This window comes from Pseudomonas arabinosi, from assembly GCF_047758675.1.
Classification (GTDB): Bacteria; Pseudomonadota; Gammaproteobacteria; order Pseudomonadales; family Pseudomonadaceae; genus Aquipseudomonas; species Aquipseudomonas arabinosi.
In genome coordinates this window covers 5,985,932-6,011,071 of the sequence record NZ_CP180480.1, presented here as the reverse complement: position 1 = coordinate 6,011,071, position 25,140 = coordinate 5,985,932, and the positions used below count along the sequence as shown (strand labels likewise).

The following is a 25,140-nucleotide window of genomic DNA, read 5'->3' as shown; positions in this document are numbered from 1 at the left end:
TTAGCGCCGAACTCGGCTCTGCCATAAATCTAATAAATTCGGAGTAGTCGCTCATGGCTCGTTTGCAACGCACCCTGTCATTGGGTTCGGTGGTGCTGTTCGGCATCGCCTACATGACGCCGATCATCGTGCTCGGCACTTTTGGCATCCTTGCTCAATCCACCGCCGGCATGGTCCCGGCCGCTTATCTGGCGGCGCTGGTGGCGATGTTTTTCACCGCCATGAGTTACGGCCGAATGGCCTCGGCGTTTCCCGTCGCTGGCTCGGCCTATAGCTATGTCCGCAAGGCGATCAGCCCAAAACTCGGTTTCATTGCCGGTTGGGCCGTGCTGCTCGACTACCTGTTCCTGCCGATGGCGATCTGGTTGATCGGTGCAGCCTACCTCAACTCCGCGTTCCCGGCCGTGCCGCAGTGGATCTGGGTGCTGGCGTTTATCGGCATCACCAGTGCGATCAACATCGTCGGTCTGAAACTGGCCAACGGCATCAACGCGTTACTGATGCTGGTGCAGTTCCTGGTGCTGATCGCCTTCGTTGCGCTGTGTGTTCATTACGTCGGTGGCGATGCGAGCACGCCGTTATGGTCGGTCAAACCGTTCTTCAACGGTGACATGCAGATGCCGCTGATCATGAGCGGTGCTGCCATCGCCTGTTATTCATTCCTCGGGTTCGACGCGGTCAGCACCCTGACCGAAGAAACCCGCGACCCGCGCCGCACCATCCCGCGAGCGATCATGCTGATCACCCTGATCGGCGGGCTGATCTTTGTCGGTGTGTCGTACTTCGTGCAGATCGCGCATCCGTCGTTTCAGTTCGACAGCGTCGACTCGGCGGCCTATGAAATTGCCCGCAACATTGGTGGTGACCTGTTCGTCTCGATCTTCCTGATCGGCCTGATTGTCGGCCAGTTCGCGTCGGGCCTGTCGGCGCAGGCCAGCGGCTCGCGGCTGTTGTTCGCCATGGGCCGCGATGGCGTGCTGCCAAAATCGTTCTTCGGCACCTTGCACGAACGCTTTGGCACGCCGGTCAACAGCATCCTGCTGTGCGCCGTGGTCGCGTTGCTGGCACTGAAACTGGACGTCACCACCTCAACCTCGTTCATCAACTTCGGCGCGTTCCTGGCGTTCAGTCTGGTGAACCTGTCGGTGATCTTTCACTACTGGATTGGCGGTGAGCACAAAGGGCTGCGTGAATTCGTGTTGTTCTTGCTGTTCCCGTTTATCGGTCTGGCGGCGGATCTGTGGCTGATGGTCAGCCTCGATCACCTGGCGATCTATCTGGGGCTGAGCTGGCTGGCGATTGGCGTGGTGTACCTGGCGGTGCTGACCGGCGGCTTCCGTCGCCAGCCGCCGGAGATGGATTTCCAGGAAGCCGCATAACGTCCGGACCGGTGAAGAACCTTGTGGGAGCGGGCTTGCTCGCGAAGGCGGTGTGTCAGTCACTATCAATGTTGACTGACATGGCCCCTTCGCGAGCAAGCCCGCTCCCACAGTTTGAATTGTGTTCAAGCGGCTAGTTTTGTTTGATGCACCGGTAGCTCAACCCTGAAGGTGGTCCCCACGCCAACCTCGCTGCGCACCGTAATATCCCCCCGATGTTTTTTCACGATGCCATAGGACAGGGACAGCCCCAGCCCTGTCCCCTGACCCACCGGTTTGGTGGTGAAGAACGGGTCGAAGATTTTTTGCAGGCTGTCCGGCGCAATGCCGGCGCCGGTGTCTGCGACTTCGATCCATACCGTTTGCGCTTCAAGCCCGGTGCGCAAGGTGATGGTGCCGCGCTCTGGGCCGATGGCCTGAGAGGCGTTGACGATCAGGTTCATGATCACCTGATTGATTTGCGAAGGCAGGCATTCGATGTCGGGCAGGTCTTGATATTCCTTGAGCACATCGGCCTTGTACTTGAGTTCGTTGGCGACAATGTTCAAGGTCGATTCGATGCCCTGTTGCAGATTGGCCCACTGCCATTCCTGATTGGAGTCCACCCGGGAGAAGTCCTTCAGGTCCTTGACGATTTGCCCGACCCGGTTGATGCCGTCCTTGGACTCCTTGATCAGCAGTGGGATGTCCTCGCGCAGGAACTCCAGCTCGACCCGTTCGCGCAGTTGGTGCAAATGCTCAATGAGCTCGCTGGAGCCGATCGCCTCTTCCGCATCCCGATAGGCGTCGAGCATTTCCTGCAGTTGTTTGAAATAGCCATCCAGGGTGCCGAGGTTGGAGGAAATGAAGCCGATGGGGTTGTTGATTTCATGCGCGACGCCAGCCGCCAATTGGCCCAGAGAGGCGAGTTTTTCCGATTGCACCAATTGGGTTTCAAGCTGTTTGCGTTCGTCGATTTCCCGCTGCAACTCCACGCTGGCGTCTGTGAGCTGCCGGGTTCGGCGCTCGACCATTTGCCCTAAATGGTCCATCTGCACGCTGGCCCGTTCAGTCATGTCCCATTTGGTCAACAGGGTGTTGGCCATCTGCTGGACTTCAATGTTGTCGAACGGCTTTTTCAGGATCAACAGTCGATCATGGGCCCTCAATCGATCGAGCAGTTCATCCCAGGAATAGTCGGAATAGGCGGTGCACACCACCACTTGCAGGCGCGGGTCGGCTTGCCACAAATGTTCGATGGTCTGCGCACCGTCCCAACCCTCGGGCATGCGCATGTCGACGAAGGCCAGGGCGTAGGGGTGGTTTTCCTGCAAGGCTTCGTCAAGTTTTCCCAGGCCTTCCTGGCCGCCATAGGCCGAGTCCAGCTCGAACAGTGCACTGGCTGATTTCACTTCGCTGCCAAACAGCGCGGCCTCCATCTCATCCAGTTCAACGGTCTGCTCCGCCATGGGTATGAGAATCTTGCGGAAATCCACGTGAATGGACGGCGTGTCATCGATCAGCAGGATGCGTCGGTTCGAAAGCTTGCTCATGCTTCCTCCGGTACGGTTTTCAGCGGGATCTGCAACGTGAACATCGCCCCTTTGCCCGGTCCGTCGCTATGGGCGGTGAGGTGGCCATTCATTTCGATGGCGGCCAGGGCGCAGCTGTGCAGGCCGAAGCCGTGGCCTTCCTTGCGGGTAGTAAACCCGTGGGCAAAGATGCGCGTCATGTTTTCCTCGGCGATGCCTTCGCCGTCGTCCTTGACGCTGACTTGCAGGGTCTTGTCTTCGACAATTTTGACCCCCAGCGTCATTTGTCGCGGGCGATTGCTGAGGTCGGACATGGCGTATTTGGCATTGCTGATCAGGTTGATCAGGATCAGCAGCAACCGGTGTTTATCGCCCATGACCTGCGGCACGTCGCTGTACTCCTTGACCACCTGGACGTGGTGCCGGGTCAGTGCGCCGGAGTTCATGCGCAGGGCGTCTTCCAGCAATTCGCTGATGTGCAGCGGTTCCATCAGGCTGTTGGCGCCCGCGTAGGATTGCTGGGTGGCGACGATGTCCTTGATGTGGTCCACGCTTTTGGTCAACTGGGCCAGTTCGTCGGTCATGCCTTGTTGTTCCAGGGCTATCGCGTCCACCAGTTGATTCAGGTAACCCGGTAGCAACTTGCCTTTTGCGTCCTCGGTCAGAAAGGTGCCGAGGTCGCCTGGATGTTCGTTGATCAGCTGCATGGCCTTGCCCAGGCCCTGCGCTTTACTGGCGCGCAGTTTGCGGGTCACCAGGTCGGCCGAAATGTTCACGCTGTTGAGCACGTTGCCGACGTTGTGCAGCACATTGGTGGCGATCTCGGCCATGCCGGCCTGACGCGCGGTGTCGAGCAGTTCGCTCTGGGTATCCTTGAGTTCGCGGGTGCGCTCTTCAACCCGCACTTCCAGGTCGTCATTGGCGGTTTGCAGGGCTTTGTTGACGCGATTGATCACCGTGAAACTGCGCATCAGGTGAATCGCCAGGTACACCAGCAGCAACACCAGCAGCACTGAAAACAACAGCATGTAGAAGTGATAGCGCTGGTCGACCGCATCGGTCCGCTGCTGGTCGGAGTTGAGCAGGTTGGTAATGTCGTCCAGGCGTTCCGCCACGGGAACGGCTTCGATGTTTTCCAGCAACCGATTGACCACGGGTTGTTCGCGCAGAATCAGCGCGATGTGGTTGCTCAGAATATCGATCGGGCTGTGGAACGCCTCCGGCAGTCGCAGTTTGTTCACCCCCAGTTTGTTTATCCCGAGCAGGATGTCGGCGGCCTTGTCAGCGGAGGTGACCTGAGCGAACTCCAGGCTGCTGAGCAGCAAGTCATACGTGTCGGTGGCGATGTTCTGAAGTTGCAGTTGGTCCTCATCCACCAACCGGGCCAGTTGTTCCTGAATGTCGTCCTCGGCGGTGGGCAGGAACGCCAGCGAGTTGCGCAGCACGGCGTTGTGAGACTTGAACTGCTCCACCAAGCGGGTCTTTTCCTGAATGGCGGTCAGGTAGGCATCATGGCTGGCGCGCCAGGCAGGCGATTCTGCGCGGCCGTGGTTCGACTCCATCGTGTCGAACCGCTCCCACAGGTTCGTCATCTCGGTCAGCGGTGCGACCAACGGATCGTAGTTGTGACTGATGGCGATCCTGGCCTTGAGGATCTCGGTTTCCCATTGTGCGTTTAGCTGCTTGATCTGGCCGATCAAGTCCCGGGATTCGGCGTAGGTCGTCGTCTGGTTCGAGCTGGACTTGAGGTACAGGAACAGCAGCAACGAAGCCAGCAACACGGCTACGACGCTGAGCAACGCCAGGTTGCGGCGGTTGGATGTTTTCATAAGGGCTTGCCTTCCCATTCACCGGTCAGGGTTTTGAGGAACTTGATAATCAGGGTTTTGTCCTCGGCGGAAGGAACACGCCCGAGCTGGAACGTGAACATCACGTCCACCGCGTCTTCGAGAGTCTTGGCCGAGCCGTCGTGAAAGTACGGTGCTGTCACGGCGACGTTGCGCAGGCTCGGGACCTTGAATACGTTGCGGTCCTCTTCGTCCTTGGTGACCAGATAGCGGCCCAGGTCGGCTTCGGTAGGGTTGCCACGTTTCTGGAAGTAGTCGCCCATGACCCCGAACTTCTGGTACATGTTGCCGCCGATGTTCACCCCTTGGTGGCAGGCGATGCAGCCGTACTCCTTGAAGCGTTGGTAACCGTACTTTTCGTCTCGGGTGAGAATGTCGGTATCGCCCATCAGGTATTGGTCGAAACGCGAATTGGCACTGATCAGCGTGCGTTCATAGGTGGCCAGGGCATTCTGCACATTGTCCATGGTCACGCCGTCCGGGTAGGCGTTGGCGAACGACGCCTGATAAGCCGGTTCGGCTGTCAACACCTCCACCACATGCTCCCAGTTACTGCCCATTTCACTGGGGCTCTGCACCACGCCGTGGACTTGTGTTTCCAGGGTGTCGGCGCGGCCGTTCCAGAACTGCCGGAAATTCAAACTGGAGTTGAACACGCTGGGGGTGTTGATCGTCACTGGAGCGCCGTTGAACCCGATGGAAAACGCCTTGTTGTCGGCACCGCCGTTTTCCAGTCGATGGCAACTGGCGCAGGACAGACTGCCGTTAACCGACAAGCGTGTCTCGTTGAACAACTGGCGACCGAGTTCTACCTTCAGCGGATTCTGCTGGGGCACCGCCGGCAATGGTTTGAGCGGTTCATCCAGCGGCGCGGCGCTGGCGCTCAGGCAGAACCCGAACAACGGCGCCAATAGCAGACGGTGAAAGGAAGGCGACATCTGATAATTCCTTGGCTTGGGGCCTGTGTGTCGTTGCGCATCGTTCACGTGGCTGCGGATGAAGAGGGCTTCACTGACCCCAGATACCGGACGAAAGCGTCCGGCTCCACGGCTTTGCTGAAGTAGAAACCCTGGCCTTCCTCGCATTGATGGGCCTTGAGGAAATCCAGTTGTTCGAGGGTTTCCACCCCTTCGGCAATGATGGTCAGCTTGAGGCTCCGGCCCAGGCTGATGATGGCGCTGACCAGCGCGGCGTCATTGCTGTCGCTGCTTAAACCGCGAATGAACGACTGGTCGATTTTCAGCACGTCGATGGGAAAACGCCGCAAGTAGCTCAGGCTGGAATAACCGGTACCGAAGTCATCGATGGCCAGTCGCACGCCCATCACCTTGAGCCGGGTCAGGGCGTTCACCGTGGTTTCGATGTTCTGCATCAACACGCCTTCGGTGATTTCGAGCTCCAGCAAGGCCGGTTCCAAACCTGTTTGTTTGAGTGTCAGTTCGATGCCGTCAACAAAGTCCCGCTGACGGAAATCGATGGCCGACATGTTCACCGACATACAGATCTTCGGCAGCCCCGCGGCCTGCCAGGCGCAGGCTTGTCGACACGCCTCAGCCAGCACCCATTTGCTCAACGGCACGATCAAACCGCTGTCTTCGGCCACACTGATGAACTCTGAGGGGTAGACCAGGCCGTGCCCCGGTTTTTGCCAGCGAATCAACGCCTCGGCCCCGACCACCTGGCCACTGCCCAGGTCCAGTTTGGGCTGGTAATGCAGGACAAATTCGTTGCGCTCCAGCGCCAGGCGAATGCCGCTCTCGATGCTTTGCTGATCCCGGGCGCGCTGGTTCATCTCGTCGATGAAAAATCTGAAATCGTTCGGGCCGCTTTCCTTGACGTTGCGCATCGCGGTTTCGGCTTTCTTGATCAGCGCGATGGCATCGAAGCCGTCGTCCGGGTAAATGCTGATGCCCAGGCTGGCGGTCACGCTCAGGTCGTGGCCGGCAATGTGTTGGGGCGCGCGGATGGCGTTCAAGAGTTTTTCGGCGATGCCCTTGGTCTGCTGGGGATGGCGGACATCGGCGAGGATCACCACGAATTCATCGGAACCGTAACGGAACACCGAGTCGGACTCGCGCACTGTCGCTACCAGATTGCGCCCGACCTGTTTGAGCATTTCGTCACCGGCCGGATGGCCCAAGGCATTGTTGATGCGCTTGAAGCGATCGAGGCCCAGAAACATCACGGCCAGTTGTTTGTCATGGCGCCGGGACAGGGCCAGCGACTGGTTCAACCGGTCACCGAGCAATGTGCTGTTGGGCAGCTCGGTCAGTACGTCGTACTGCAACAGGTGCGACACCTTGAGCAATTCGTGGACCCGCGCCTCGATGGTTTGCTCCAGGCTCAGGACCTTCATCGCCGCGTCCTGCGCCATCTGCCATTTCCAGGTCAGGGCACTGGCCATCTGGCGGATTTCCAGGCTGTCGAAAGGTTTTTTCAGCACCAGCAACTGGTCGCCGAACTCCAGCCGTTCGGCCATGTCTTCCCAGGTGTAATCGGAATAGGCCGTGCACAACGCGATTTGCAGGTGAGGATCGGCCTTCCACAGTTGTTCGATGGTTTCCAGGCCGTCCCAGCCTGGTGGCATGCGCATGTCGGTGAACGCCATGGCATAGGGGCGACCTTCGGCCAGTGCGCGCGAGACCAGTTCGAGGGCTTCCTGACCCTGATAGGCCGAGTCGAGCTGGAACGTCAGCCGATCAAGCTGCACGGTGCCGAACAGGGCTTCTTCAGTACCGGCGAGGGTCTGTTCGCCTCCGGGCTCTTCGCCTTCGATCTCAGGGCCAAGAATCTTGCGAAAATCCTCATGAATCGAGGGCGTGTCGTCGATGATCAGGATGCGCCGGTTGGTCCGCACGAAAGGCGATTTCATCCTTTGTCCTCCGTGAAGCGTGGCGGGTTGTCCAGGATCGGCCCGATGTCGTGGTTCGGGGGCACGATGCTGCCGGCCTTCAGCAGCTCGGCAGCCTGCTGGCTGCTGACCGCTTTGCTGAAGAAGTAACCCTGGGCGTTCATCGGTGAACCGGTGGCCATCAGCGAGCTGCGCTGCTCCTGGGTTTCGACGCCCTCGGCAATGATGCCGATCCCGACTTCACGGGCGAAGTTGATGATGGCGCGCAGGGTGTTCGCGCTGACCGGATCGCGGGCGGCGGTGTCGATGAAGGCCTGTGCGAGTTTCAGGTGATTGACCTGGTAGGTCTTGAGGTAGTCGAACGAGGAATACTCGGTGCCGAAGTCGTCGATGGCGATCTTCACCCCCAGCTCACGCAGGCGCGGCAGCACATCGTTGTGGGTCCATTTGGTCTGGGCCAGCGTCGCTTCAGTGACGTCGAAGCGCAGGTCCCAAGGGCAGAGTTCCCAGCGTGCGGTGGTACGCAGCACGTCATAGATCAGTTCGGGACCGCTCTTGAGTTGGGCCAGGGACAGTTTGATCGCAATCACCGGCGGCGCCATGCCTTCGTCGCGCCATTGGCGCATCTGCTGGCAGGCGCGATCCAGCACCCAGTGACCGAGCGCGACGATGGTGCCGGTTTTTTCCGCGGCGGGCAGGAACGCCGGGGCTTCCAGTAAACCGCGCTCAGGGTGGTTCCAGCTGACCTGAGCTTCCATGCCGAGGATTTTGCCGCTGCTCAGGTCCACTTCCGGCCAGTAATGCAGTTCGAGTTCTTCGTGTTCGATGGCCGCTCTCAAGTCGCTGGCGATGGTCATGCGTTCGACCACCTCCTGATTGATCTCCTCGGAGTGGAAGTGGTACTGGTTGCGGCCCTTTTCCTTGGAGCGATACAGCGCCATGTCGGCCTGGGTCAGCAGGCCGTCGGCGCTGGTGCTTTCCGGGGTGTAGCTGCTGATGCCGATACTCACCGAGACCCGCACATCATTGCCGGCCAGGGAATAGGGCAGCACCAACGTATCGCGGATCTTGGCGGCCAGGGCCGCGGATTGGGTCGGGTCGCCGACGTCCAGCTGCAAGATCGCGAACTCGTCACCGCCGAGGCGGGCCACCACATCGTTTTCGCGCACACAGGCCTTGATCCGGCGTGCAACCTCTTGCAGCAACAGGTCGCCCACCGGATGGCCGAGGGTGTCGTTGATGCGTTTGAAGTGATCCAGGTCCAGGTAAAACATGGCGAACGGTGCCGCCCCGCGACGAGCAGCGGCGAATGCTTGGTGCAACCGCTCGATCAGCGTCGCGCGGTTGGCTAGCCCGGTCAGTCCGTCGGTGCGGGCCAGCAGGGCGATTTTCTCTTCGGCCAGTTTGCGTTCGGTGATGTCGATGATGATGCCTTCGACTTCCAGCAACCGGCCTTCATCGTCGCGCACCGGGATGTAGCGGTTTTCGACCCAGCGCCAGGCCCCTTCGCCAGTGCGCATCCGGAATTCGATGGAAGCGCCTGCCGCATGACGGTCCAGCACCCGGGCCATGGCGGTGTCGACCTTGGTTTGATCATCGGGATGGATCAGTTCCTGGGCCCAGTTGGCCGAGGCCACCAGTTTCGCCGCGACATGACCGTATTTGGTGATGTTGTGCGAGATGTACATCAGTGGAAACGACGGTTCGCCCTGCAGTCGGTACAGAATGGTCGGGCTGTTCTGCACAATGATGTTGGCATCGGACAGCTCGCGGGTGCGTTCTTCGACTGCCTGTTCGAGCAGCGACATCTTCAGCTCTGCGTCTTCGGTCATTTGCCACTTGGCCGTCAATGCGCTGGCCATCTGGCGGATTTCGATGGCATCGAAGGGCTTTTTGAGAATCAGCAGGCGATCGCCCAGTTCCAGGCGTTCGTCGATGTCTTCCCAGGAGTAGTCGGAATAAGCGGTGCAAAGCGCCACTTGCAGCTTGGGATCGACCTGCCACAGCCGTTCGATGGTTTCCAGCCCGTCCCAGCCCGGCGGCATGCGCATGTCAATGAAGGCCATCGCAAAGGGCATGTCGTTGGCCAGCGCCGTTTCGACCTTGTCCAGGGCTTCGAGGCCCTGAAACGCCGAGTCGAGTACGAAGCTTTGCAGCGATAGCGCCGCGGGGGTGCCGAACAGGGCATTTTCGGCGCTGATCAGGCTGTCGTCATCGATCGATGGCGGACTGAGGATCTTGGCGAAGTCCGCATGAATCGAGGCGGTGTCGTCGACGATAAGAATCCGTCGGTTGGTCCGCGCCAGCAGCGTATTTATCGACATACGCCAGTTCCGGCAGCAGTTTGATGCGGTGTTCTCATAGGGGGCTTCCTTTCCCTGATCACCTGGCCGAACGTACAGATTATGGATCCGAGTCAGCTGAGCATAGTCGTCTGTCCCGCACTTCGCGCAACTCAATGAGCTGAATCATTTCCGTTGGCGGGCTGAAAATCATCTAGCCTGTAGGTCAGGCTCCGGCAATAGGGGATGTTTGCCTCGGGGCCTGCCACAACGATGTGCCCGTTTCACTTGAGGTGACGCCATGGAAGAGCAACTCCCCACGACTTTGAACGATAAACCCAAGGTGCTGCTGGTCGATGACGAGGAGTCAATCCTCAACAGCCTGCGTCGCCTGTTACGCGGCCAGCCCTACGAGGTGCTGCTGGCCTCCAGCGGTGCCCAGGCGCTGGAGATCATGGAGCAACAGTCCATCGATCTGGTGATGACCGACGCACGCATGCCCAATATGGATGGCGCCACGCTGCTGGCCCGCATCCATCAGCTTTACCCGACGACCACCCGGATTCTGCTCACCGGCTACGCGGACATGCCGACGATCATCAAAGCCATCAACGAAGGGCAGATTCACCGCTACATCAGCAAACCCTGGAATGACGAGGAAATGCTCCTGACCTTGCGCCAGGCTTTGGCTCATCAACATTCCGAGCGCGAACGCCAGCGCCTGGAGCAGTTGACCCGACTGCAGAACGATCAGTTGAAGTCGCTCAACATCACGCTGGAAAAACACGTCGCCGCCCGCACCGCCGAACTCCAGCAGACCGCCGACATGCTCGACCTGGCCTATGAAGAGCTCAAGCACAGCTATGTCACCGGCACCGAGGTGTTTTCGCTGCTGGCCAACCTGCGCCTGCCGCCGGCCAAACAGACCAACCGCCAGATCATCGAACTGGTGCGGGTCTACTGCAAACTTCATGGCCTGGACGAGGGCACCAGTCGCGACCTGACCATGGCGGCGGCGCTCTATAACATCGGCAAGCTGAGCTGGACCGACAGCATGATGACCGCGCCCGCGGACCTGCTGCACCACAATGATCGGGAGCGCTATCGCGGTTATCCCAAGCAGAGTGAATCGCTGTTGATGACGCTCGACCCGATGAAGGACGCCGCCCGTCTGATTCTTCATCATCAGGAGCGCTGGGACGGCAGCGGTTTCCCCGACCGGCTCAAGGGCGAGGCGATTCCGCTAGGTTCGCGGCTGCTGAAACTGGCGGTGGATTTCATCGAGTTGCAACGCGGGCTGATCCTCGAGCGGCAGATGAACAGCGATGAAGCGCTGGTCTACATCCGCAGCTATGCCGGGCGACTCTACGATCCCGAGTTGGTGGAGGATTTCATCCAGGTCTGTGCCGCGTACTTGAGCGATGTCTCGTTGGCCGATCCGTCGGTCAAGGTGATGACCACACGGGAAGTGGCGGCGGGCATGATCCTGGCGCGCAACCTCAATGCCGACAACGGCATGCTGCTGCTCAATGCCGGCAAGGTGTTGAATGGGCCGCTGGTGGAGAAGTTGATCGCTTTCGAAGCTATGGAAGGCGCGAAATACAGCATTTTTGTGAAGGTGCCGGAGGAAGTGAACGGCGCGATTCTCGAGGCAGGTTAGAGGTTCCAGTCGCTGCACACCCCCTGTGGGAGCGAGCCTGCTCCGGGCGGCGTTCCGACGATAGCGGTGTGTCAGTCAATATAGATGTTGAATGTTGAACCGCTATCGTCGGAACGCCGCCCGGAGCAGGCTCACTCCCACAGGGGGCAGTGGTGCTTTGAAGATTTTTTTCGGCGTGACGAGGCAGCGGAGCCATGTGATCCTTGCGCCTTTTCCCAAGGACGATCCTGATCCATGACCCTTTCATCCGCTGCTTCGCCCCGTCTCATCCGCATCGCCGCCGCCCTGTTGATCGGCCCGGACGGTCGCACGCTGTTGGTCCGCAAGCGCGGCACCGAAGCGTTCATGCAGCCGGGGGGCAAGATCGAGGCCCATGAGCAACCGGTCCACGCGCTGGCCCGTGAACTGGAAGAGGAATTGGGCATGGTCATCGATCCGGCGCACGCCACTTATCTCGGGCAATTCTCGGCACCGGCCGCCAATGAGCCGGGTTTTGTCGTCCAGGCCGAACTCTTTCAGCTGACCATCAATTCAGACGTATCGCCTGCGGCGGAGATTGAAGAAGTGCGCTGGATCGACCCGACCACCGATGGCAATGTCACGCTGGCGCCATTGACACGGGACCTGATCCTGCCGTTTTATCGAGCCTCATTAACGATCGCCTGATCATTTCCCTAGTGCTGATTTCATAAGAGCAAGGACTGCCTATGATCCCGCTTCAAGACTTGCTGATTTTCGCCGCTGCCGCGTTGCTGATGGTGCTGACGCCGGGGCCGAACATGATTTACCTGATCTCCCGTTCGATCTGCCAGGGGCGCAAGGCCGGTGTGACCTCGTTGCTCGGTGTGGTCGCGGGGTTTTTCGTGCACCTGTTCGCGGCTGCTGCCGGTTTGACCGCGGTGTTTCTGGCGGTGCCGATGGCCTACGAAGTGCTGAAGTGGGCCGGTGCGCTGTACCTGATGTGGTTGGCCTGGCAAGCCGTCAAGCCGGGTGCGCGTTCACCGTTCGAAGCGCAGCAGTTGCCGCCGGACTCGTCGCGCAAACTGATCACCATGGGTTTTCTCACCAGTGCGCTGAACCCGAAAATTGCGGTGTTTTATCTGTCGGTGTTTCCGCAGTTCATCACGCCTGAGCATGGCTCGGTGTTCACTCAAAGCATCACGCTGGGTCTGACCCAGATCAGCGTCAGTTTCATCGTCAATCTGCTGATCGCGCTGTTCGCTGCGGGCATCGCCTCCTGGTTCGTCAACAACCCGTCCTGGCTGGCGGTGCAGCGCTATTTCATGGGGTTCGTGCTGTCGGCGCTGGCGGTGCGACTGATGCTGGAACAACGACGGATGGCTTGAACATGTGGATTGAACGGCTTGATGCCAGTCATGCTCTGGATTATCGGGCGCTGATGCTCGAAGCCTATGACCTGCATCCCCAGGCGTTTACCTCCAGCGTGCGCGAACGCGCCGTGATGCCGTTGAGTTGGTGGGAATCACGCCTGACCAGCAAGCTGGACGTGGTATTCGGCGCGTTCGAAGGGGGTGAGTTGGCGGGCATCGTCGGGCTGGCCTTCGAACCCCGGGAAAAGGCCCGGCACAAGGCGACATTGTTTGGCATGTACGTGTCGGGCAAGGTCCGGCAACGCGGGGTCGGTTATCACCTGGTGCAGGCCGCCCTGGCTGAAGCGCAGGACCATAAAGGTCTGAGGCTGATCCAACTGACGGTCACCGCCGGCAACGACGCGGCGTTCAAGTTGTACCAGCGTTGCGGCTTCATCCAGTTTGGCCTTGAACCTTTGGCGGTACGGGTGGGCGAAGACTACTTCGACAAAATCCACATGTGGCGCGAACTCTAAATCCACCGCAATCCCTGTGGGAGCGGGCTTGCTCGCGAAAGCGGTCTGACATTAAACATTGATGCTGGCTGACACACCGCATTCGCGAGCAAGTCGAATCGTCGCACCGCCGCTCCCACATTTGTTCCGTGTTCCTTCATTGACATCGATCAGCGAACGGCGCTGACACCGTCGAGTGTCGAGAACGACGTGTCCTTGGCCGTCAGCAGGAAATCGCGCATGTACGGCGCATCCAGCATGTCGGCACGAATCCCGGCGTACAGCGTCGCAAACAAACCTTTCTCTCCCAGCCGCTTGGCCTTCACATAACCCCGTGAGCTGTATTCATGCAGCGCCCAATGGGGCATGCCGCACACGCCGCGGCCGCTGGCCACCAATTGCATCATCATCACCGTCAGTTCCGACGTGCGGACCTGCGCCGGTTCGATATCGGCCGGCTCCAGGAAACGGGTAAAGATGTCCAGCCGATCACGCTCCACCGGGTAGGTGATCAGCGTTTCGGTGAGCAAATCTTCCGGGACGATGTAGGCCTTGCTCGCCAAACGGTGCTGATTGGCCACCGCGAGCATCGCTTCATAGGTGAACAACGGCACGTAAGTGATCCCGGCCAGTTCCAGCGGATCGGAGGTCACCACCAGATCCAGATCGCCACGGGCCAGCGCAGGCAGCGGGGCGAAGGAGAACCCGGAGGCCAGGTCCAGTTCGACTTCCGGCCAGGCATCGCGGAACTGGTCGATGGTCGGCATCAGCCACTGGAAGCAACTGTGACACTCGATCGCCATGTGCAAACGCCCGGCAGTGCCGCCGGCCAGCCGCGCGATATCGCGCTCGGCGCCACGCAGCAATGGCAGGGTGGCGTCGGCCAGTTGCAACAGACGCAAACCGGCACTGGTGAAACGCACCGGTTTGGTCTTGCGCACGAACAACGGCATGCCCATGCGCTCCTCCAGTTCCTTGAACTGGTGGGACAGGGCCGACTGCGTCAGGTGCAAGCGGTCGGCCGCATCCACCAGGCTATCGGCTTCGCGCAAGGCGTGCAGGGTCTTCAGGTGACGGATTTCAAGCACCGGGGGGCTCCATGAGGAAAACTTGTGATCAACACGAAAAGGTTGAGTTTGTCTCATGTTGGGTTGGGTGTCGACAATAGCGCCATCTTTTACAGGGAGAAATTCACCATGGCTCTGGCCCACACACTTGGTTTTCCACGCATCGGCGCGGACCGCGAACTGAAAAAAGCCCTCGAATCCTACTGGAAGGGCGATCTGGACCAGGACGCGCTGAAAAGCGTCGGCCGCCAATTGCGCGCCACCCACTGGCAATTGCAGAAAGACGCCGGCATCGACCTGCTGCCCGTGGGCGACTTCGCCTGGTACGACCAGGTCCTGACCCATTCCTTGACCTTCGGCGTGATCCCCGAGCGTTTCGACAGCACCAAGGACTCGCGCGGCCTGCCGACCCTCGACACCCTGTTCGCCATGGCCCGTGGCGCCACGACTGCCTGCTGCGGCGGCGAACACAGCAAAGCGCAATACGCCCAGGAACTCACCAAGTGGTTCGACACCAACTACCACTACCTGGTCCCGGAATTCAGCGCTGACCAGCAGTTCAAGCTGAGCTGGGAACAGTTGTTCGACGAAGTCGACGAGGCGAAGGCCCTCGGCCACAACGTCAAACCGGTGATCATCGGTCCACTGACTTACCTGTGGCTGGGCAAAGCCAAAGGCAATGACTTCGACAAACTCGACCTATTGGAACGCCTGCTGCCGATCTACGGCGAAATCCTCGGTCGCCTCGCCGCCCAAGGCGTGGAGTGGGTGCAGATCGACGAGCCGATCCTGACCCTCGACCTGCCACAGGCCTGGAAAAACGCTTTCGAGCGCGCTTATCACATCCTTCAGTACTCGCCGCTGAAAAAACTGGTGGCGACCTACTTCAGCGGCCTGGAAGACAACCTCGGCCTGGCGGTCAGCCTGCCGGTGCAAGGCCTGCACATCGATGCCGTGCGCGCCCCGGATCAACTCGGCCAGGTGCTGGATCGTCTGCCGACCTACAAGATTCTCTCGGTGGGCCTGGTCAACGGTCGCAACGTCTGGCGCTGCGAACTGGAGCAAGTGCTCGCTCAACTGCAGCCGGCCCAGGAACGCTTTGGCGACAACCTGTGGGTCAGCAGTTCCTGCTCGCTGCTGCACAGCCCGGTGGACCTCGATCGCGAAGACAAACTCGATCCGGAACTGAAAAGCTGGCTGGCGTTTGCCGTGCAGAAGTGTGGCGAAATCGCCGTGCTGCGCGATGCCCTGAACGACCCGCAATCACCCAAGGTGCAAGCCGCCCTCGCCGAGAGCCGTGCGATTCAGGCCAGTCGCGCCGAGTCGCCGCGTATCCACAAAGCCGAAGTGCAGGCACGGATAAACGCCATCAGCGACAAGGACAGCCAACGACACTCGCCGTTCGCCAAACGCATCGAGCAGCAGCGTGCGCGGTTGAAACTGCCGGCATTCCCGACCACGACCATCGGTTCGTTCCCGCAGACCGGTTCGATTCGTCTGGCACGCCAGGCGTTCAAGCAAGGCAAGCTGTCGGCCAACGATTACACCGACGCCATGCACAGCGAAATCCGTCACGCCGTGCAAGTCCAGGAACGCCTGGGGCTGGACGTGTTGGTGCACGGTGAAGCCGAACGCAACGACATGGTCGAGTACTTCGCCGAGCAACTGGACGGCTACCTGTTCACCCGGTTCGGCTGGGTGCAGAGCTACGGTTCGCGCTGCGTGAAACCGGCGATCATCTACGGCGACCTGAGCCGTCCGAACGCCATGACCGTCGACTGGATCACGTATGCCCAGAGCCTGACCGACAAGGTCATGAAAGGCATGCTTACCGGTCCCGTGACCATGCTGATGTGGTCGTTCCCGCGCGAAGATGTCTCGCGCAAAATCCAGGCGCAGCAGTTGGCTCTGGCCCTGCGTGACGAAGTGGTGGACCTGGAAAACGCCGGCATCAAGATCGTGCAGATCGACGAAGCCGCCTTCCGCGAAGGCTTGCCGCTGCGTCGGGCGCAATGGCAGGAATACCTCGATTGGGCGGTGGAAGCTTTCCGCTTGAGCGCCTCCGGTGTGCGTGATGAAACCCAGATCCACACCCATATGTGCTACAGCGAATTCAACGACGTGATCCAGTCCATCGCGGCGATGGATGCCGACGTGATCACCATCGAAACCTCGCGTTCGGACATGGAGTTGCTGGAGGCTTTCGAAGCGTTCGACTACCCGAACGACATTGGCCCGGGCGTCTACGATATTCACTCGCCACGGGTGCCGGACACGGCCGAGATGGTCAAGTTGATGAGCAAAGCCGTGAAGCGCATTCCGGCAGAACGGTTGTGGGTGAACCCGGATTGCGGCTTGAAGACTCGGGCATGGCCGGAGACTGAGGCGGCGTTGGTCAACATGGTGGCGGCGGCGCGGCAGTTGCGGAGTCAGTTGGCTTAACGGATGTAGCGTCTCTCCGGACGCCATCGTCGGAACGCCGCCCGGAGCAAGCTCGCTCCCACAGGGAAGGGGCTATCACAGATGTTGTGTACGGCATCAATTCTGTGGGAGCGAGCCTGCTCGCGAAGAACGATAACGCGGTCTTGAAAATGACCGTTCAGCACTCTTCATCAAACTGTCACGTAACTGTGGCAGCGCGCTTGAACAAACTTCATCAGACTCGCGCTCTACTGGAGTTCTGCGTTTCGGTGTTTTTCATGCGTGCACGATTTTTTTCCACAGCGGTTTTCCTGGCCGCGCTGTTGTTCGGCCTGCCGTCCTTGGCGGCGTCTCGTTGCGATATCAATGTTCCGACCGAACGGGTCGATCTGGCACAGGTGAGCCTGGCGTACCAGAGCATCGGCCGTGCGTCGGACCCTGCGTTGTTACTGGTGATGGGCCTTGGCGGGCAGTTGATTCACTGGCCGGACGAGGTGGTGGTCGCGCTGTGTCAGCAAGGCTTTCGGGTGATTCGCTATGACAATCGCGATGTCGGGCTCTCGACCTGGCGGCAAGCGCCCGTCGATGCCAACCTGACCTTTGAAGTGCTGCGCTACAAACTCGGTTTACCGGTGTCGGCGCCGTACACCCTGACCGATATGGCAGACGATGCTTTTGGCTTGATGGATGCGTTGCACGTCGAGCAATTCCACGTGCTGGGCGCGAGCATGGGCGGGATGATTGCCCAGCACATGGCGGCGATGGCGCCGCAACGGGTCGAGAGCCTGACCCTGATCATGACCAGTTCCGGGGCCGAAGGCTTGCCGGCGCCGAGTGCGGCGTTGGTGCAACTGTTGTCGCGCCGTGGGGCGCCCAATCGCGAAGTGGCGCTGGAGCAGCAAGCCGATTTGCTGGCGGCGCTGGGCAGCCCGACGGTGAGCGATGATCGGCAGACGTTGCTGCATCAGGCGGCGCAATCCTATGACCGGGCGTTCAACCCTGAGGGCGTGAAGCGCCAGATCATGGCAATCCTCGCCGAGCGCAGTCGTGTGTCGTTGCTCAATCAACTGCGCGTACCGACGCTGGTGGTTCACGGCACTGCTGATCCGTTGCTGCCGGTGATGCACGGCGTACATCTGGCGGCGCATATCCGCGGCAGTCAGTTGAAGCTGATTCCGGGTTTGGCCCATCGTTTCCAGGAAGCGTTCAAGGCGCCATTGCTGGCGGCGGTGTTGCCGTATTTGCAGGCTCACCGCGAAGACACCTCGCATTGGGCGCAGATTGATCCGGTGGCCGAACACAACCTCCTGTAACCCACCGATCAAATGTGGGAGCGGGCTTGCTCGCGAAGGCGTCGTGTCAGTCACCATTTGCTTGACTGATACACCACCTTCGCGAGCAAGCCCGCTCCCACAGGGATCAATGGAGTGGCTGCCACCTCGACCCCGTCAGGTGTATCGTTCGAGCTTTCCGGCGCGTTCCAGTCTGCGAGGTGTGTGATGAGTGCCCCCCTGAAAATCGATTTCGTCAGCGACGTGTCCTGCCCCTGGTGCGTCGTCGGCCTCTACGGCCTGACCCGGGCCCTGGATTTGCTGGGCGACGAAGTGCAGGCCGAGATCCGTTTCCAGCCGTTCGAACTGAACCCGAAAATGGGCCCGGAAGGACAGAACATCACCGAGCACATCACCGAAAAATACGGCTCGACGCCCGAGCAATCCCAGAAGAATCGCGAAATGATCCGCGCGCGCGGCGCCGAGGTCGGGTTTGCGTTTCGCACGGACGGCAACAGCCGCATCTACAACACCTTCGACGCCCACCGCTTGCTGTTCTGGGCGGGACTGGAAGGGTTGCAGTTCAATCTGAAAGAGGCGCTGTTCAAGGCGTATTTCACCGAGGGCGGCAATCCGTCCGACCATGGGCAGTTGGCGCAGATCGCCGAAAACGTGGGGCTGGACCGGTCGCGGGCCGAGGCGATTCTGGCGTCGGACGAGTTCGCCAAAGAAGTTCGTGAGGAAGAGCAGCTGTGGCTGTCGCGAGGCGTCAGTTCGGTGCCGACCGTTGTTTTCAACGGGCAGTACGCCGTTACTGGCGGGCAGCCGGTGGAGACGTTTGTCGGGGCGATTCGGCAGATCATGGGTGAAGCGAAGGGCGGGACGGTGAGCTGACCTGACCGGAGATCGTTCCCACGCTCCCGCGTGGGAATGGCTCTGGGGACGCTCCGCGTCCAGTGACGCGGAGCGTCACGGGCTGCATTCCCACGCAGAGCGTGGGAACGATCAAAAGTCAGGCGTGGAGGCGGACCCAAACCGTGACCAACACCGTAGCCGCCATCAACCAAGCCACCGCCGCCACCGCGAGTGAAGCCTCCAGCCGCATCCGGTCCACCACCACATACAACGTCGCCAGGTAGATGAAGTAAGGAATGATCGACCACATCCCAAACACGATGGTGGTCTTCAAGTCTTCCAGCGAACGACCCTTGCCGACGATGTAATGCGCAATCAGCGCAAAGGTCGGAAACAGCGGCACCAATCCGGCGATGTAATAGTTTTTGGTTTTGGCCAGCGCGGCGAGGATCACCACCACGGCCGCGCCCAGGGTTGCTTTAAGGATCAGGTCCATCAGTGGCTCAGCCCGTACTTCTTCACTTTGTCGAACAGCGTGGTCTTGGCCATCCCCAGTTCCAGGCTGGCCTGAGTCAGGTTGCCGCCGCTGCGCTGCAAAGCGTCGTTCAGCAGGTTGCGTTCAAACGCTTCTACCGCTTCGGCGAAGGCCAGGCCCTGATTGCTGCCGCTGGCGCCGGATTTCTTGAAGGCTGGCAGACCGAGGGCAAAACGCTCGGCGACGTTGCGCAATTCCCGAACGTTGCCCGGCCAGTCGTGGCTCATCAGATTCGACAGGGTCTGGTTGTCCAGGTCTGGCACGGCACGGTCGAAGCGCAGGGACGATTGCTGCAGGAAGTGCTCGAACAATTGCAGGATGTCTTCGCGGCGTTCGCGCAACGGCGGTAACTCGAGGGTCACCACGTTCAAGCGGTAATACAGGTCGCTGCGAAACTCGCCAGCCTTGCTCGACTCATCCAGATCAGACTTGGTCGCCGCGATCACCCGGCAATCCACCGCCACGCTCTGGTTCGAGCCGAGGCGTTCCAGGGTGCGTTCCTGCAATACCCGCAGCAGTTTGATTTGCAGCGGCAGCGGCATGCTTTCCACTTCGTCGAGGAACAGCGTGCCGCCGTCGGCGTGTTCGATCTTGCCGATCCGCCGCTTGCCGGCGCCAGTGAAGGCGTTGGCTTCATGGCCGAAGATTTCGCTTTCGAACAGGTTCTCCGGCAGGCCGCCGCAGTTCAGCGCGACGAACTGCTTGGTGTGCCGCCGGCTGAAGTCGTGCAGGCAGCGTGCGACCAGTTCCTTGCCGGTGCCGGTCTCGCCTTCGATCAGCACGTTGGCCGAGGTATCGGCGACGTTGGCGATCAAATCCCGCAGGTTCTGCATGGCGGGCGAGCGGCCGATGATCCGGCCTTCGAGGGAATCCCGCTCCGCCAGTTGCCGACGCAACGAAAAGACTTCCCGCGCGAGGCTGCGTTGCTCCAGCGCACGGCGTGCCACATCGACCAGACGTTCGGGGGAGAAAGGCTTCTCCATGAAGTCATAGGCGCCTTTCTGCATCGCACCGACCGCCATGGAGATGTCGCCGTGACCGGTGATCAGCACCACCGGCAGGCTGCGATCGCGGGCCTTGAGTCGGGTCAGTAATTCCAGGCCATCGATACCCGGCAGGCGGATGTCGCTGATGACGATGCCGGCGAAGTTATCGCCGACTCGCTCCAGCGCTTCTTCGGCGCTGCCGACACCCACGCAGGGAATGTCTTCCAGGGTCAGCGCCTGTTGGCAGCCGAGCAGCACATGGGGGTCGTCTTCGACGATCAGCACACTAAGGTCGTTGTTCATATTGGCTCGGCGTGAGTGGGGCTTACCAACGGTAAACTGAGGACGAAGGTGGTACCACCGCTGGCCGGGTGCTCGACACCCAGGTGCCCGCCGGTGGCGGCGGCCAGGCTGGCGGAAAGGGTCAGGCCGAGGCCCAGGCCCTGTTCGCCGGGTTTGGTGGTGAAGAACGGTTCGAACAAATGCTTGCGCGCTTCGGCGTCGATGCCGTGGCCGTTGTCGCGCACACGAAGGCGATATTTGCCATCGAACTCTTCGCCTTCGAGCCACAGTTCTGGCAGCGGCTGTGCCTGCATGGCGTCGAGGGCGTTGCCGATCAGGTTGACCAGAATCTGCTCCAGGCGCGTCTGGTCGATCTGCACCTGCAGATCGGCGAAGCCTCGGTGCAGCTGCAGATGCGCGCTTTCCACGCGACCACCGAGCAACTGCAAGGCTGCATCCACCGCTTTGCCGAGGCTGGCCTGACCTTTGTCGTCTCCGCGGCGAGCGAACGAACGCAGGCTGGCGGTGATCCGGCCCATGCGGTCGATCAGTTCGTTGATGGTCTTGAGGTTGGTGCTGGCAACGTCCAGTTGACCGCGTTCCAGAAACCGCACGGTGTTGCCGGACAAGGTCCGCAGCGCCGCCAGTGGCTGGTTCAATTCGTGGGCGATGCTGGTGGACATCTGGCCGATGGCCGCGAGTTTGCCGGCCTGCACCAGTTCATCCTGGGCGCGGCGTAGCGTCTCTTCGGCCACACGTCGTTCGCGGATCTGGCCCTTGAGCCGTTCGTTGCTGGCGCGCAGGTCGGTGGTGCGTTCGGTAATCCGACGCTCCAGTTGATTGTTGGCTTCCTGCAAGGCTTCCCGGGCGGCGAGGCGCGTGGCAATGACCTTGCGCCGCTCGTTCCAGGCGATCAGCAGGAACGCCACGAGGGCAAACGCCACTGCCACCAGAATCCCCTGATTGATCGCTTCGCGCCGCAAATCCTGCAGGGGGGTGAGCAGGGTGAAATTCCACGGGGTATCGCTCAATGGGCGGGTTTGCGAGAGGTAGCTGATGTCCTCTTCATCTGATTCCACTTCGCTGTTGGCGGGGAAGGTGAGTTTTTCCTCGCCTTCGGCCAGTTTTTCCCGGGCCAGCGGTTGCAGTTCGTTCAGTGGGAACCAGTAGTACTGAAGGCTGCGAGCGAGTTTTTCTTTTGTTTCGTCACTCAGCGGCACAACCGATTTCAGGCGCCGTGCCGGATCGCTGGACAGAATGATGATGCCGTTTTCATCGCTGACGAAAGCTTCCAGCCGCGCGCGCTGCCAGCGTTCTTCCATGGCTTCGAGGCGGACCTTGACCACCGCGACGCCGATGATCTTGCCGTGTTCTTCCAGGCCATGAGCCAGGTAATAACCGGGCTCGCCGTTGGTGCTGCCGATGCCATAGAAGCGCCCCGGCTGACCGCGCACGGCGTTCTGGAAATAGGCGCGGAAGGACAGGTCTTCGCCCAGGTAGCTGTCGACATCGCGCCAGTTGCTGGTGGCCATGACACGACCGGTGGTGTCCATCACGTAGATAGCCCGACTGCGGCTGCGCCGGTTCAGGCCTTCGAGGTATTCATTGACCGTCTGCCGGTGTTCCGGCGACGGGTCGGCCAACAGCTTCGAAACGCTGGATTCGAGTTCCAGCAGGCTGGGCAGGTAGGTGTACTTGCTGATCTCGCTCTCGACGGCGCGGGCGTGCAGTTCGAGCTGACGCTGGCCGTTCTCGCTGAGGCTGCGAATCCCGTAGTGTTCACTGACCCAGAAGCCGAGGTAACCCAATCCGATCATCAGGGCGATGACCAGCGGCGGCAGGAACAGATGGCGAATCAGACGGGGTTTCACGGCGAGTGATGGCGGCGCGGCGCGATAGAGATTGGGGTCGCATTTCATCACAGATGCCTTGGGTCAACCAGAACTACAAGCCCCGAAGATCCCGTGTAGGAGCTGCCGCAGGCTGCGATCTTTTGATCTGTTCAGCAGGCAAATCGTTGCCTGGGCTGACGCCAACATCAAAAGATCGCAGCCTGCGGCAGCTCCTACAGGGGCGGCCGTGTAGCTTTTAGTGCTGCAGAATCTTGGCGAGGAAATGCTGCGTACGCTCGGCGCGGGCGTTGATGTCGCCGAAGAACTCCTCTTTCTTGCAGTCTTCGATGATCTTGCCCTGGTCCATGAAAATCACCCGGTCCGCCACTTTACGGGCGAAGCCCATTTCGTGGGTTACGCACATCATGGTCATGCCTTCGTGGGCCAGTTGCACCATCACGTCGAGTACTTCGTTGACCATTTCAGGGTCCAGCGCCGAAGTCGGTTCGTCGAACAGCATGACGATCGGGTCCATCGCCAGCGCACGGGCAATCGCCACACGCTGTTGCTGGCCACCGGAGAGCTGGCCCGGATGCTTATGCGCATGGGCAGACAGCCCGACGCGCTCAAGCAGTTGCAGGCCTTTCTTGGTGGCTTCTTCCTTGCTGCGGCCCAACACCTTGATCTGCGCGATGGTCAGGTTTTCGGTGATGGTCAGGTGCGGGAACAGTTCGAAATGCTGGAACACCATGCCAACGCGCGAACGCAGTTTAGGCAGGTCGGTCTTCGGGTCGGCGATGGACGTGCCATCGACCACCACGTCGCCTTTCTGGAACGGTTCCAGGGCGTTGACGCATTTGATCAGGGTGGATTTGCCGGAACCGGACGGCCCGCACACCACAATCACTTCGCCTTTTTTGACCTCGGTGCTGCAGTCAGTCAGTACCTGGAAGTCGCCATACCACTTGTTGACATTCTTGATAGAGATCATACGGCAAACCTTTTTTGCAGACGCTTGACCAGCAGCGAGGCGGCAAAGCTGATTGTGAAGTACGTGAGACCTGCAAAGATCAGGAACTCGTTGGAGCGACCGATGATGTCGCCGCTGGCACGCGAGGCATTGAGGAAGTCCACCAGGCCAACCGCGTAGACCAGCGAGGTGTCCTGAAACAGGATAATGCTCTGTTGCAGCAGCAGCGGGGTCATCTTGCGAAACGCTTGCGGCAGGATGATCAACCGCATCATCTGGCTATACGTCATGCCCAAGGCTTGCGCAGCACCCATCTGACCCTTGGAGATCGACTGGACACCGGCCCGGACGATTTCGCAGAAGTACGCCGCTTCGAACATCATGAACGCCACGATGCAGGAGGCGAACGCGCCGATCGGGGTGTCTTCGCCTGTGATCCAGCGCAGTACGAACGGCACCGCCAGGTAGAACCAGGTGATGACCAGCAGCAGTGGAATCGAGCGGAAGTAGTTGACGTAGGCGCCGGCAATGTTCGACAGCAGTTTGCTATGGGACAGGCGCATCAGCGCCAGGATCGTGCCGAGGATGATCCCGCCGACGACGCCCAGCGCCATCAGTTGCAGGGTCATGACCATGCCGTTCCACAAACCCGGCAGGGACGGGATGATGCCCGAGAAGTCGAATTCCATCATTTACCCCCTACGGAGATCAGGCCCGGTACGGCGACTTTCTTCTCGACCATGCGCATCAGCAGCATCAGGCCCATGTTCAAGGTGAAGTAGATCAGCGTTGCCAGGGTGAAGGCTTCGAACAGGTTGGCGGAGAACTCGGCGGTCTGTTTGGTCTGCGCGAGCAACTCCATCAGGCCGATCAGCGACGCGACCGAAGAGTTCTTGAACACGTTCAGGAATTCCGAGGTGAGCGGCGGAATGATGATCCGGTAAGCCTGGGGCAGCAGCACGTTCCAGTAGATCTGCGGCAGCTTGAAGCCCATGGCGCGAGCGGCGGATTCCTGGCCGCGAGGCAGCGCCTGGATACCGGTACGCACTTGTTCGCAAACACGAGCGGCGGTGAACAGGCCCAGGCAGACGACCACGCTGAGGTAAGCCGAGGTGGTCGGGTTGAGATCCTGTTTGTACCAGTCCTGCAGGTTCTGCGGCAGCAGATCGGGCACCAGGAAGTACCAGATGAACAGCTGAACCAGCAGCGGCACGTTACGGAAGAGTTCGACGTAGCAGGTCGCGATGCCCGATACGATGCGGTTCGGCACGGTGCGCATGACGCCCAGAATCGAGCCCAGCAGCAGGGCAATGATCCAGGCCACGACGGCGATGGCGATGGTCCAGCCCAAACCGGAGACGTACCAGTCGAGATACGTCTCGCTGCCCACGCCGGTGGACTTGAAGAACACGCCCCAGTCCCAGTTGTAATTCATTAGGGTCTCCCCTCAGATCGTTCGATGTACAAATGCCCGCCTGGGGAAGCTCCGTTCCCGCCCTAACCTTGACGGTCGGGCACACACGAGCGGCTCGACAGCCACCGGTTCGAGTGTTTCCAGAAATGCCA

General features: G+C 60.3%; 20 protein-coding genes and 1 pseudogene. 8 read left to right on the top strand and 13 right to left on the bottom strand.

What is annotated here, in order from left to right:
- Positions 1-53 precede the first annotated feature (53 nt).
- The gene (locus ACMXYJ_RS27980; protein WP_415757737.1) at positions 54-1,379 is read left to right on the top strand and encodes an APC family permease; all 1,326 of its coding nucleotides are present in this window, start codon (positions 54-56) and stop codon (positions 1,377-1,379) included.
- 125 nt (positions 1,380-1,504) lie between these two features.
- Here the strand turns inward: ACMXYJ_RS27980 and ACMXYJ_RS27975 are convergent, their stop codons facing one another.
- From ACMXYJ_RS27975 to ACMXYJ_RS27950, 6 genes and pseudogenes are all read right to left on the bottom strand, one after another.
- Entirely contained in the window at positions 1,505-1,822 is a 318-nt protein-coding gene (locus tag ACMXYJ_RS27975) for a sensor histidine kinase (RefSeq protein WP_415760819.1), read from the bottom strand.
- A 408-nt stretch (positions 1,823-2,230) separates the two neighbouring features.
- Positions 2,231-2,317: pseudogene (locus ACMXYJ_RS27970) on the bottom strand (hypothetical protein); the annotation flags it as partial.
- Between the two features lie 590 nt (positions 2,318-2,907).
- Entirely contained in the window at positions 2,908-4,719 is a 1,812-nt protein-coding gene (locus tag ACMXYJ_RS27965; protein ID WP_415757736.1) for a DAHL domain-containing protein, read from the bottom strand.
- On the bottom strand, positions 4,716-5,675 hold the full coding sequence (locus tag ACMXYJ_RS27960; protein WP_415757735.1) for a cytochrome-c peroxidase: 960 nt from the start codon (positions 5,673-5,675) through the stop codon (positions 4,716-4,718). Before ACMXYJ_RS27960 ends, ACMXYJ_RS27965 begins: the two co-directional genes overlap by 4 nt.
- Positions 5,676-5,719: 44 nt before the next feature.
- Positions 5,720-7,609, bottom strand: coding sequence for a putative bifunctional diguanylate cyclase/phosphodiesterase (locus tag ACMXYJ_RS27955; RefSeq protein ID WP_415757734.1), 1,890 nt, complete (start codon positions 7,607-7,609; stop codon positions 5,720-5,722).
- Positions 7,606-9,912: a GGDEF/EAL domain-containing response regulator gene (locus tag ACMXYJ_RS27950; RefSeq protein WP_415757733.1), complete on the bottom strand. Its 2,307-nt coding sequence runs from the start codon at positions 9,910-9,912 to the stop codon at positions 7,606-7,608. Before ACMXYJ_RS27950 ends, ACMXYJ_RS27955 begins: the two co-directional genes overlap by 4 nt.
- A 259-nt stretch (positions 9,913-10,171) precedes the next feature.
- On the opposite strand from ACMXYJ_RS27950, the gene ACMXYJ_RS27945 reads away from it, so the two are divergent.
- The 4 genes from ACMXYJ_RS27945 to ACMXYJ_RS27930 all read left to right on the top strand — a co-directional run bounded on the left by ACMXYJ_RS27945 (position 10,172) and on the right by ACMXYJ_RS27930 (position 13,376).
- A complete protein-coding gene (locus ACMXYJ_RS27945) occupies positions 10,172-11,530 on the top strand; it encodes an HD domain-containing phosphohydrolase (protein WP_415757732.1) in 1,359 nt (452 codons plus the stop codon).
- 234 nt (positions 11,531-11,764) lie between these two features.
- Entirely contained in the window at positions 11,765-12,196 is a 432-nt protein-coding gene (locus tag ACMXYJ_RS27940; RefSeq protein WP_415757731.1) for an NUDIX hydrolase, read from the top strand.
- A 41-nt stretch (positions 12,197-12,237) separates the two neighbouring features.
- The gene (locus ACMXYJ_RS27935) at positions 12,238-12,876 is read left to right on the top strand and encodes a LysE family translocator (RefSeq protein WP_415757730.1); all 639 of its coding nucleotides are present in this window, start codon (positions 12,238-12,240) and stop codon (positions 12,874-12,876) included.
- Positions 12,877-12,878: 2 nt separating this feature from the next.
- The gene (locus ACMXYJ_RS27930) at positions 12,879-13,376 is read left to right on the top strand and encodes a GNAT family N-acetyltransferase (RefSeq protein WP_415757729.1); all 498 of its coding nucleotides are present in this window, start codon (positions 12,879-12,881) and stop codon (positions 13,374-13,376) included.
- A 149-nt stretch (positions 13,377-13,525) separates the two neighbouring features.
- On the opposite strand, the gene metR is transcribed toward ACMXYJ_RS27930, so the two are convergent.
- Positions 13,526-14,443, bottom strand: a complete 918-nt coding sequence (metR, locus tag ACMXYJ_RS27925; protein ID WP_008155262.1) for a transcriptional regulator MetR — start codon at positions 14,441-14,443, stop codon at positions 13,526-13,528.
- A 108-nt stretch (positions 14,444-14,551) separates the two neighbouring features.
- Between metR and metE the strand changes: the two genes are divergently transcribed.
- The 3 genes from metE (at position 14,552) to ACMXYJ_RS27910 (ending at position 19,008) form a co-directional block, all read left to right on the top strand.
- The gene (gene metE / locus ACMXYJ_RS27920; RefSeq protein WP_415757728.1) at positions 14,552-16,864 is read left to right on the top strand and encodes a 5-methyltetrahydropteroyltriglutamate--homocysteine S-methyltransferase; all 2,313 of its coding nucleotides are present in this window, start codon (positions 14,552-14,554) and stop codon (positions 16,862-16,864) included.
- Between the two features lie 257 nt (positions 16,865-17,121).
- The gene (locus ACMXYJ_RS27915) at positions 17,122-18,156 is read left to right on the top strand and encodes an alpha/beta fold hydrolase (RefSeq protein ID WP_415757727.1); all 1,035 of its coding nucleotides are present in this window, start codon (positions 17,122-17,124) and stop codon (positions 18,154-18,156) included.
- 186 nt (positions 18,157-18,342) lie between these two features.
- On the top strand, positions 18,343-19,008 hold the full coding sequence (locus tag ACMXYJ_RS27910) for a DsbA family oxidoreductase (RefSeq protein WP_415757726.1): 666 nt from the start codon (positions 18,343-18,345) through the stop codon (positions 19,006-19,008).
- A gap of 118 nt (positions 19,009-19,126) precedes the next feature.
- Here the strand turns inward: ACMXYJ_RS27910 and ACMXYJ_RS27905 are convergent, their stop codons facing one another.
- From ACMXYJ_RS27905 to ACMXYJ_RS27880, 6 genes are all read right to left on the bottom strand, one after another.
- Positions 19,127-19,456, bottom strand: coding sequence for a GlpM family protein (locus ACMXYJ_RS27905; protein ID WP_415760818.1), 330 nt, complete (start codon positions 19,454-19,456; stop codon positions 19,127-19,129).
- Between the two features lie 8 nt (positions 19,457-19,464).
- On the bottom strand, positions 19,465-20,745 hold the full coding sequence (locus ACMXYJ_RS27900) for a sigma-54-dependent transcriptional regulator (protein WP_415760817.1): 1,281 nt from the start codon (positions 20,743-20,745) through the stop codon (positions 19,465-19,467).
- A gap of 44 nt (positions 20,746-20,789) precedes the next feature.
- Positions 20,790-22,691: a sensor histidine kinase gene (locus ACMXYJ_RS27895; protein WP_415757725.1), complete on the bottom strand. Its 1,902-nt coding sequence runs from the start codon at positions 22,689-22,691 to the stop codon at positions 20,790-20,792.
- Between the two features lie 169 nt (positions 22,692-22,860).
- Positions 22,861-23,595, bottom strand: coding sequence for an amino acid ABC transporter ATP-binding protein (locus ACMXYJ_RS27890; RefSeq protein ID WP_074874020.1), 735 nt, complete (start codon positions 23,593-23,595; stop codon positions 22,861-22,863).
- Positions 23,592-24,263, bottom strand: a complete 672-nt coding sequence (locus tag ACMXYJ_RS27885) for an amino acid ABC transporter permease (protein ID WP_095132566.1) — start codon at positions 24,261-24,263, stop codon at positions 23,592-23,594. Before ACMXYJ_RS27885 ends, ACMXYJ_RS27890 begins: the two co-directional genes overlap by 4 nt.
- Positions 24,263-25,009, bottom strand: a complete 747-nt coding sequence (locus ACMXYJ_RS27880; RefSeq protein WP_415757724.1) for an amino acid ABC transporter permease — start codon at positions 25,007-25,009, stop codon at positions 24,263-24,265. Before ACMXYJ_RS27880 ends, ACMXYJ_RS27885 begins: the two co-directional genes overlap by 1 nt.
- Positions 25,010-25,140: the final 131 nt, after the last annotated feature.

What these genes read in the sequence shown, in the direction of transcription:
- ACMXYJ_RS27955 (WP_415757734.1), bottom strand. Translation starts at nt 7,609, where the DNA reads ATGAAATCGCCTTTCGTGCGGACCAACCGGCGCATCCTGATCATCGAC.
- ACMXYJ_RS27935 (WP_415757730.1), top strand. Translation starts at nt 12,238, where the DNA reads ATGATCCCGCTTCAAGACTTGCTGATTTTCGCCGCTGCCGCGTTGCTG.
- ACMXYJ_RS27895 (WP_415757725.1), bottom strand. Translation starts at nt 22,691, where the DNA reads ATGAAATGCGACCCCAATCTCTATCGCGCCGCGCCGCCATCACTCGCC.
- ACMXYJ_RS27890 (WP_074874020.1), bottom strand. Translation starts at nt 23,595, where the DNA reads ATGATCTCTATCAAGAATGTCAACAAGTGGTATGGCGACTTCCAGGTA.
- ACMXYJ_RS27880 (WP_415757724.1), bottom strand. Translation starts at nt 25,009, where the DNA reads ATGAATTACAACTGGGACTGGGGCGTGTTCTTCAAGTCCACCGGCGTG.
- ACMXYJ_RS27930 (WP_415757729.1), top strand. Translation starts at nt 12,879, where the DNA reads ATGTGGATTGAACGGCTTGATGCCAGTCATGCTCTGGATTATCGGGCG.
- ACMXYJ_RS27965 (WP_415757736.1), bottom strand. Translation starts at nt 4,719, where the DNA reads ATGAAAACATCCAACCGCCGCAACCTGGCGTTGCTCAGCGTCGTAGCC.
- ACMXYJ_RS27910 (WP_415757726.1), top strand. Translation starts at nt 18,343, where the DNA reads ATGAGTGCCCCCCTGAAAATCGATTTCGTCAGCGACGTGTCCTGCCCC.
- ACMXYJ_RS27885 (WP_095132566.1), bottom strand. Translation starts at nt 24,263, where the DNA reads ATGGAATTCGACTTCTCGGGCATCATCCCGTCCCTGCCGGGTTTGTGG.
- ACMXYJ_RS27980 (WP_415757737.1), top strand. Translation starts at nt 54, where the DNA reads ATGGCTCGTTTGCAACGCACCCTGTCATTGGGTTCGGTGGTGCTGTTC.
- ACMXYJ_RS27960 (WP_415757735.1), bottom strand. Translation starts at nt 5,675, where the DNA reads ATGTCGCCTTCCTTTCACCGTCTGCTATTGGCGCCGTTGTTCGGGTTC.
- ACMXYJ_RS27945 (WP_415757732.1), top strand. Translation starts at nt 10,172, where the DNA reads ATGGAAGAGCAACTCCCCACGACTTTGAACGATAAACCCAAGGTGCTG.
- ACMXYJ_RS27940 (WP_415757731.1), top strand. Translation starts at nt 11,765, where the DNA reads ATGACCCTTTCATCCGCTGCTTCGCCCCGTCTCATCCGCATCGCCGCC.
- ACMXYJ_RS27950 (WP_415757733.1), bottom strand. Translation starts at nt 9,912, where the DNA reads ATGTCGATAAATACGCTGCTGGCGCGGACCAACCGACGGATTCTTATC.
- ACMXYJ_RS27975 (WP_415760819.1), bottom strand. Translation starts at nt 1,822, where the DNA reads ATGAACCTGATCGTCAACGCCTCTCAGGCCATCGGCCCAGAGCGCGGC.
- metE (WP_415757728.1), top strand. Translation starts at nt 14,552, where the DNA reads ATGGCTCTGGCCCACACACTTGGTTTTCCACGCATCGGCGCGGACCGC.
- ACMXYJ_RS27915 (WP_415757727.1), top strand. Translation starts at nt 17,122, where the DNA reads ATGCGTGCACGATTTTTTTCCACAGCGGTTTTCCTGGCCGCGCTGTTG.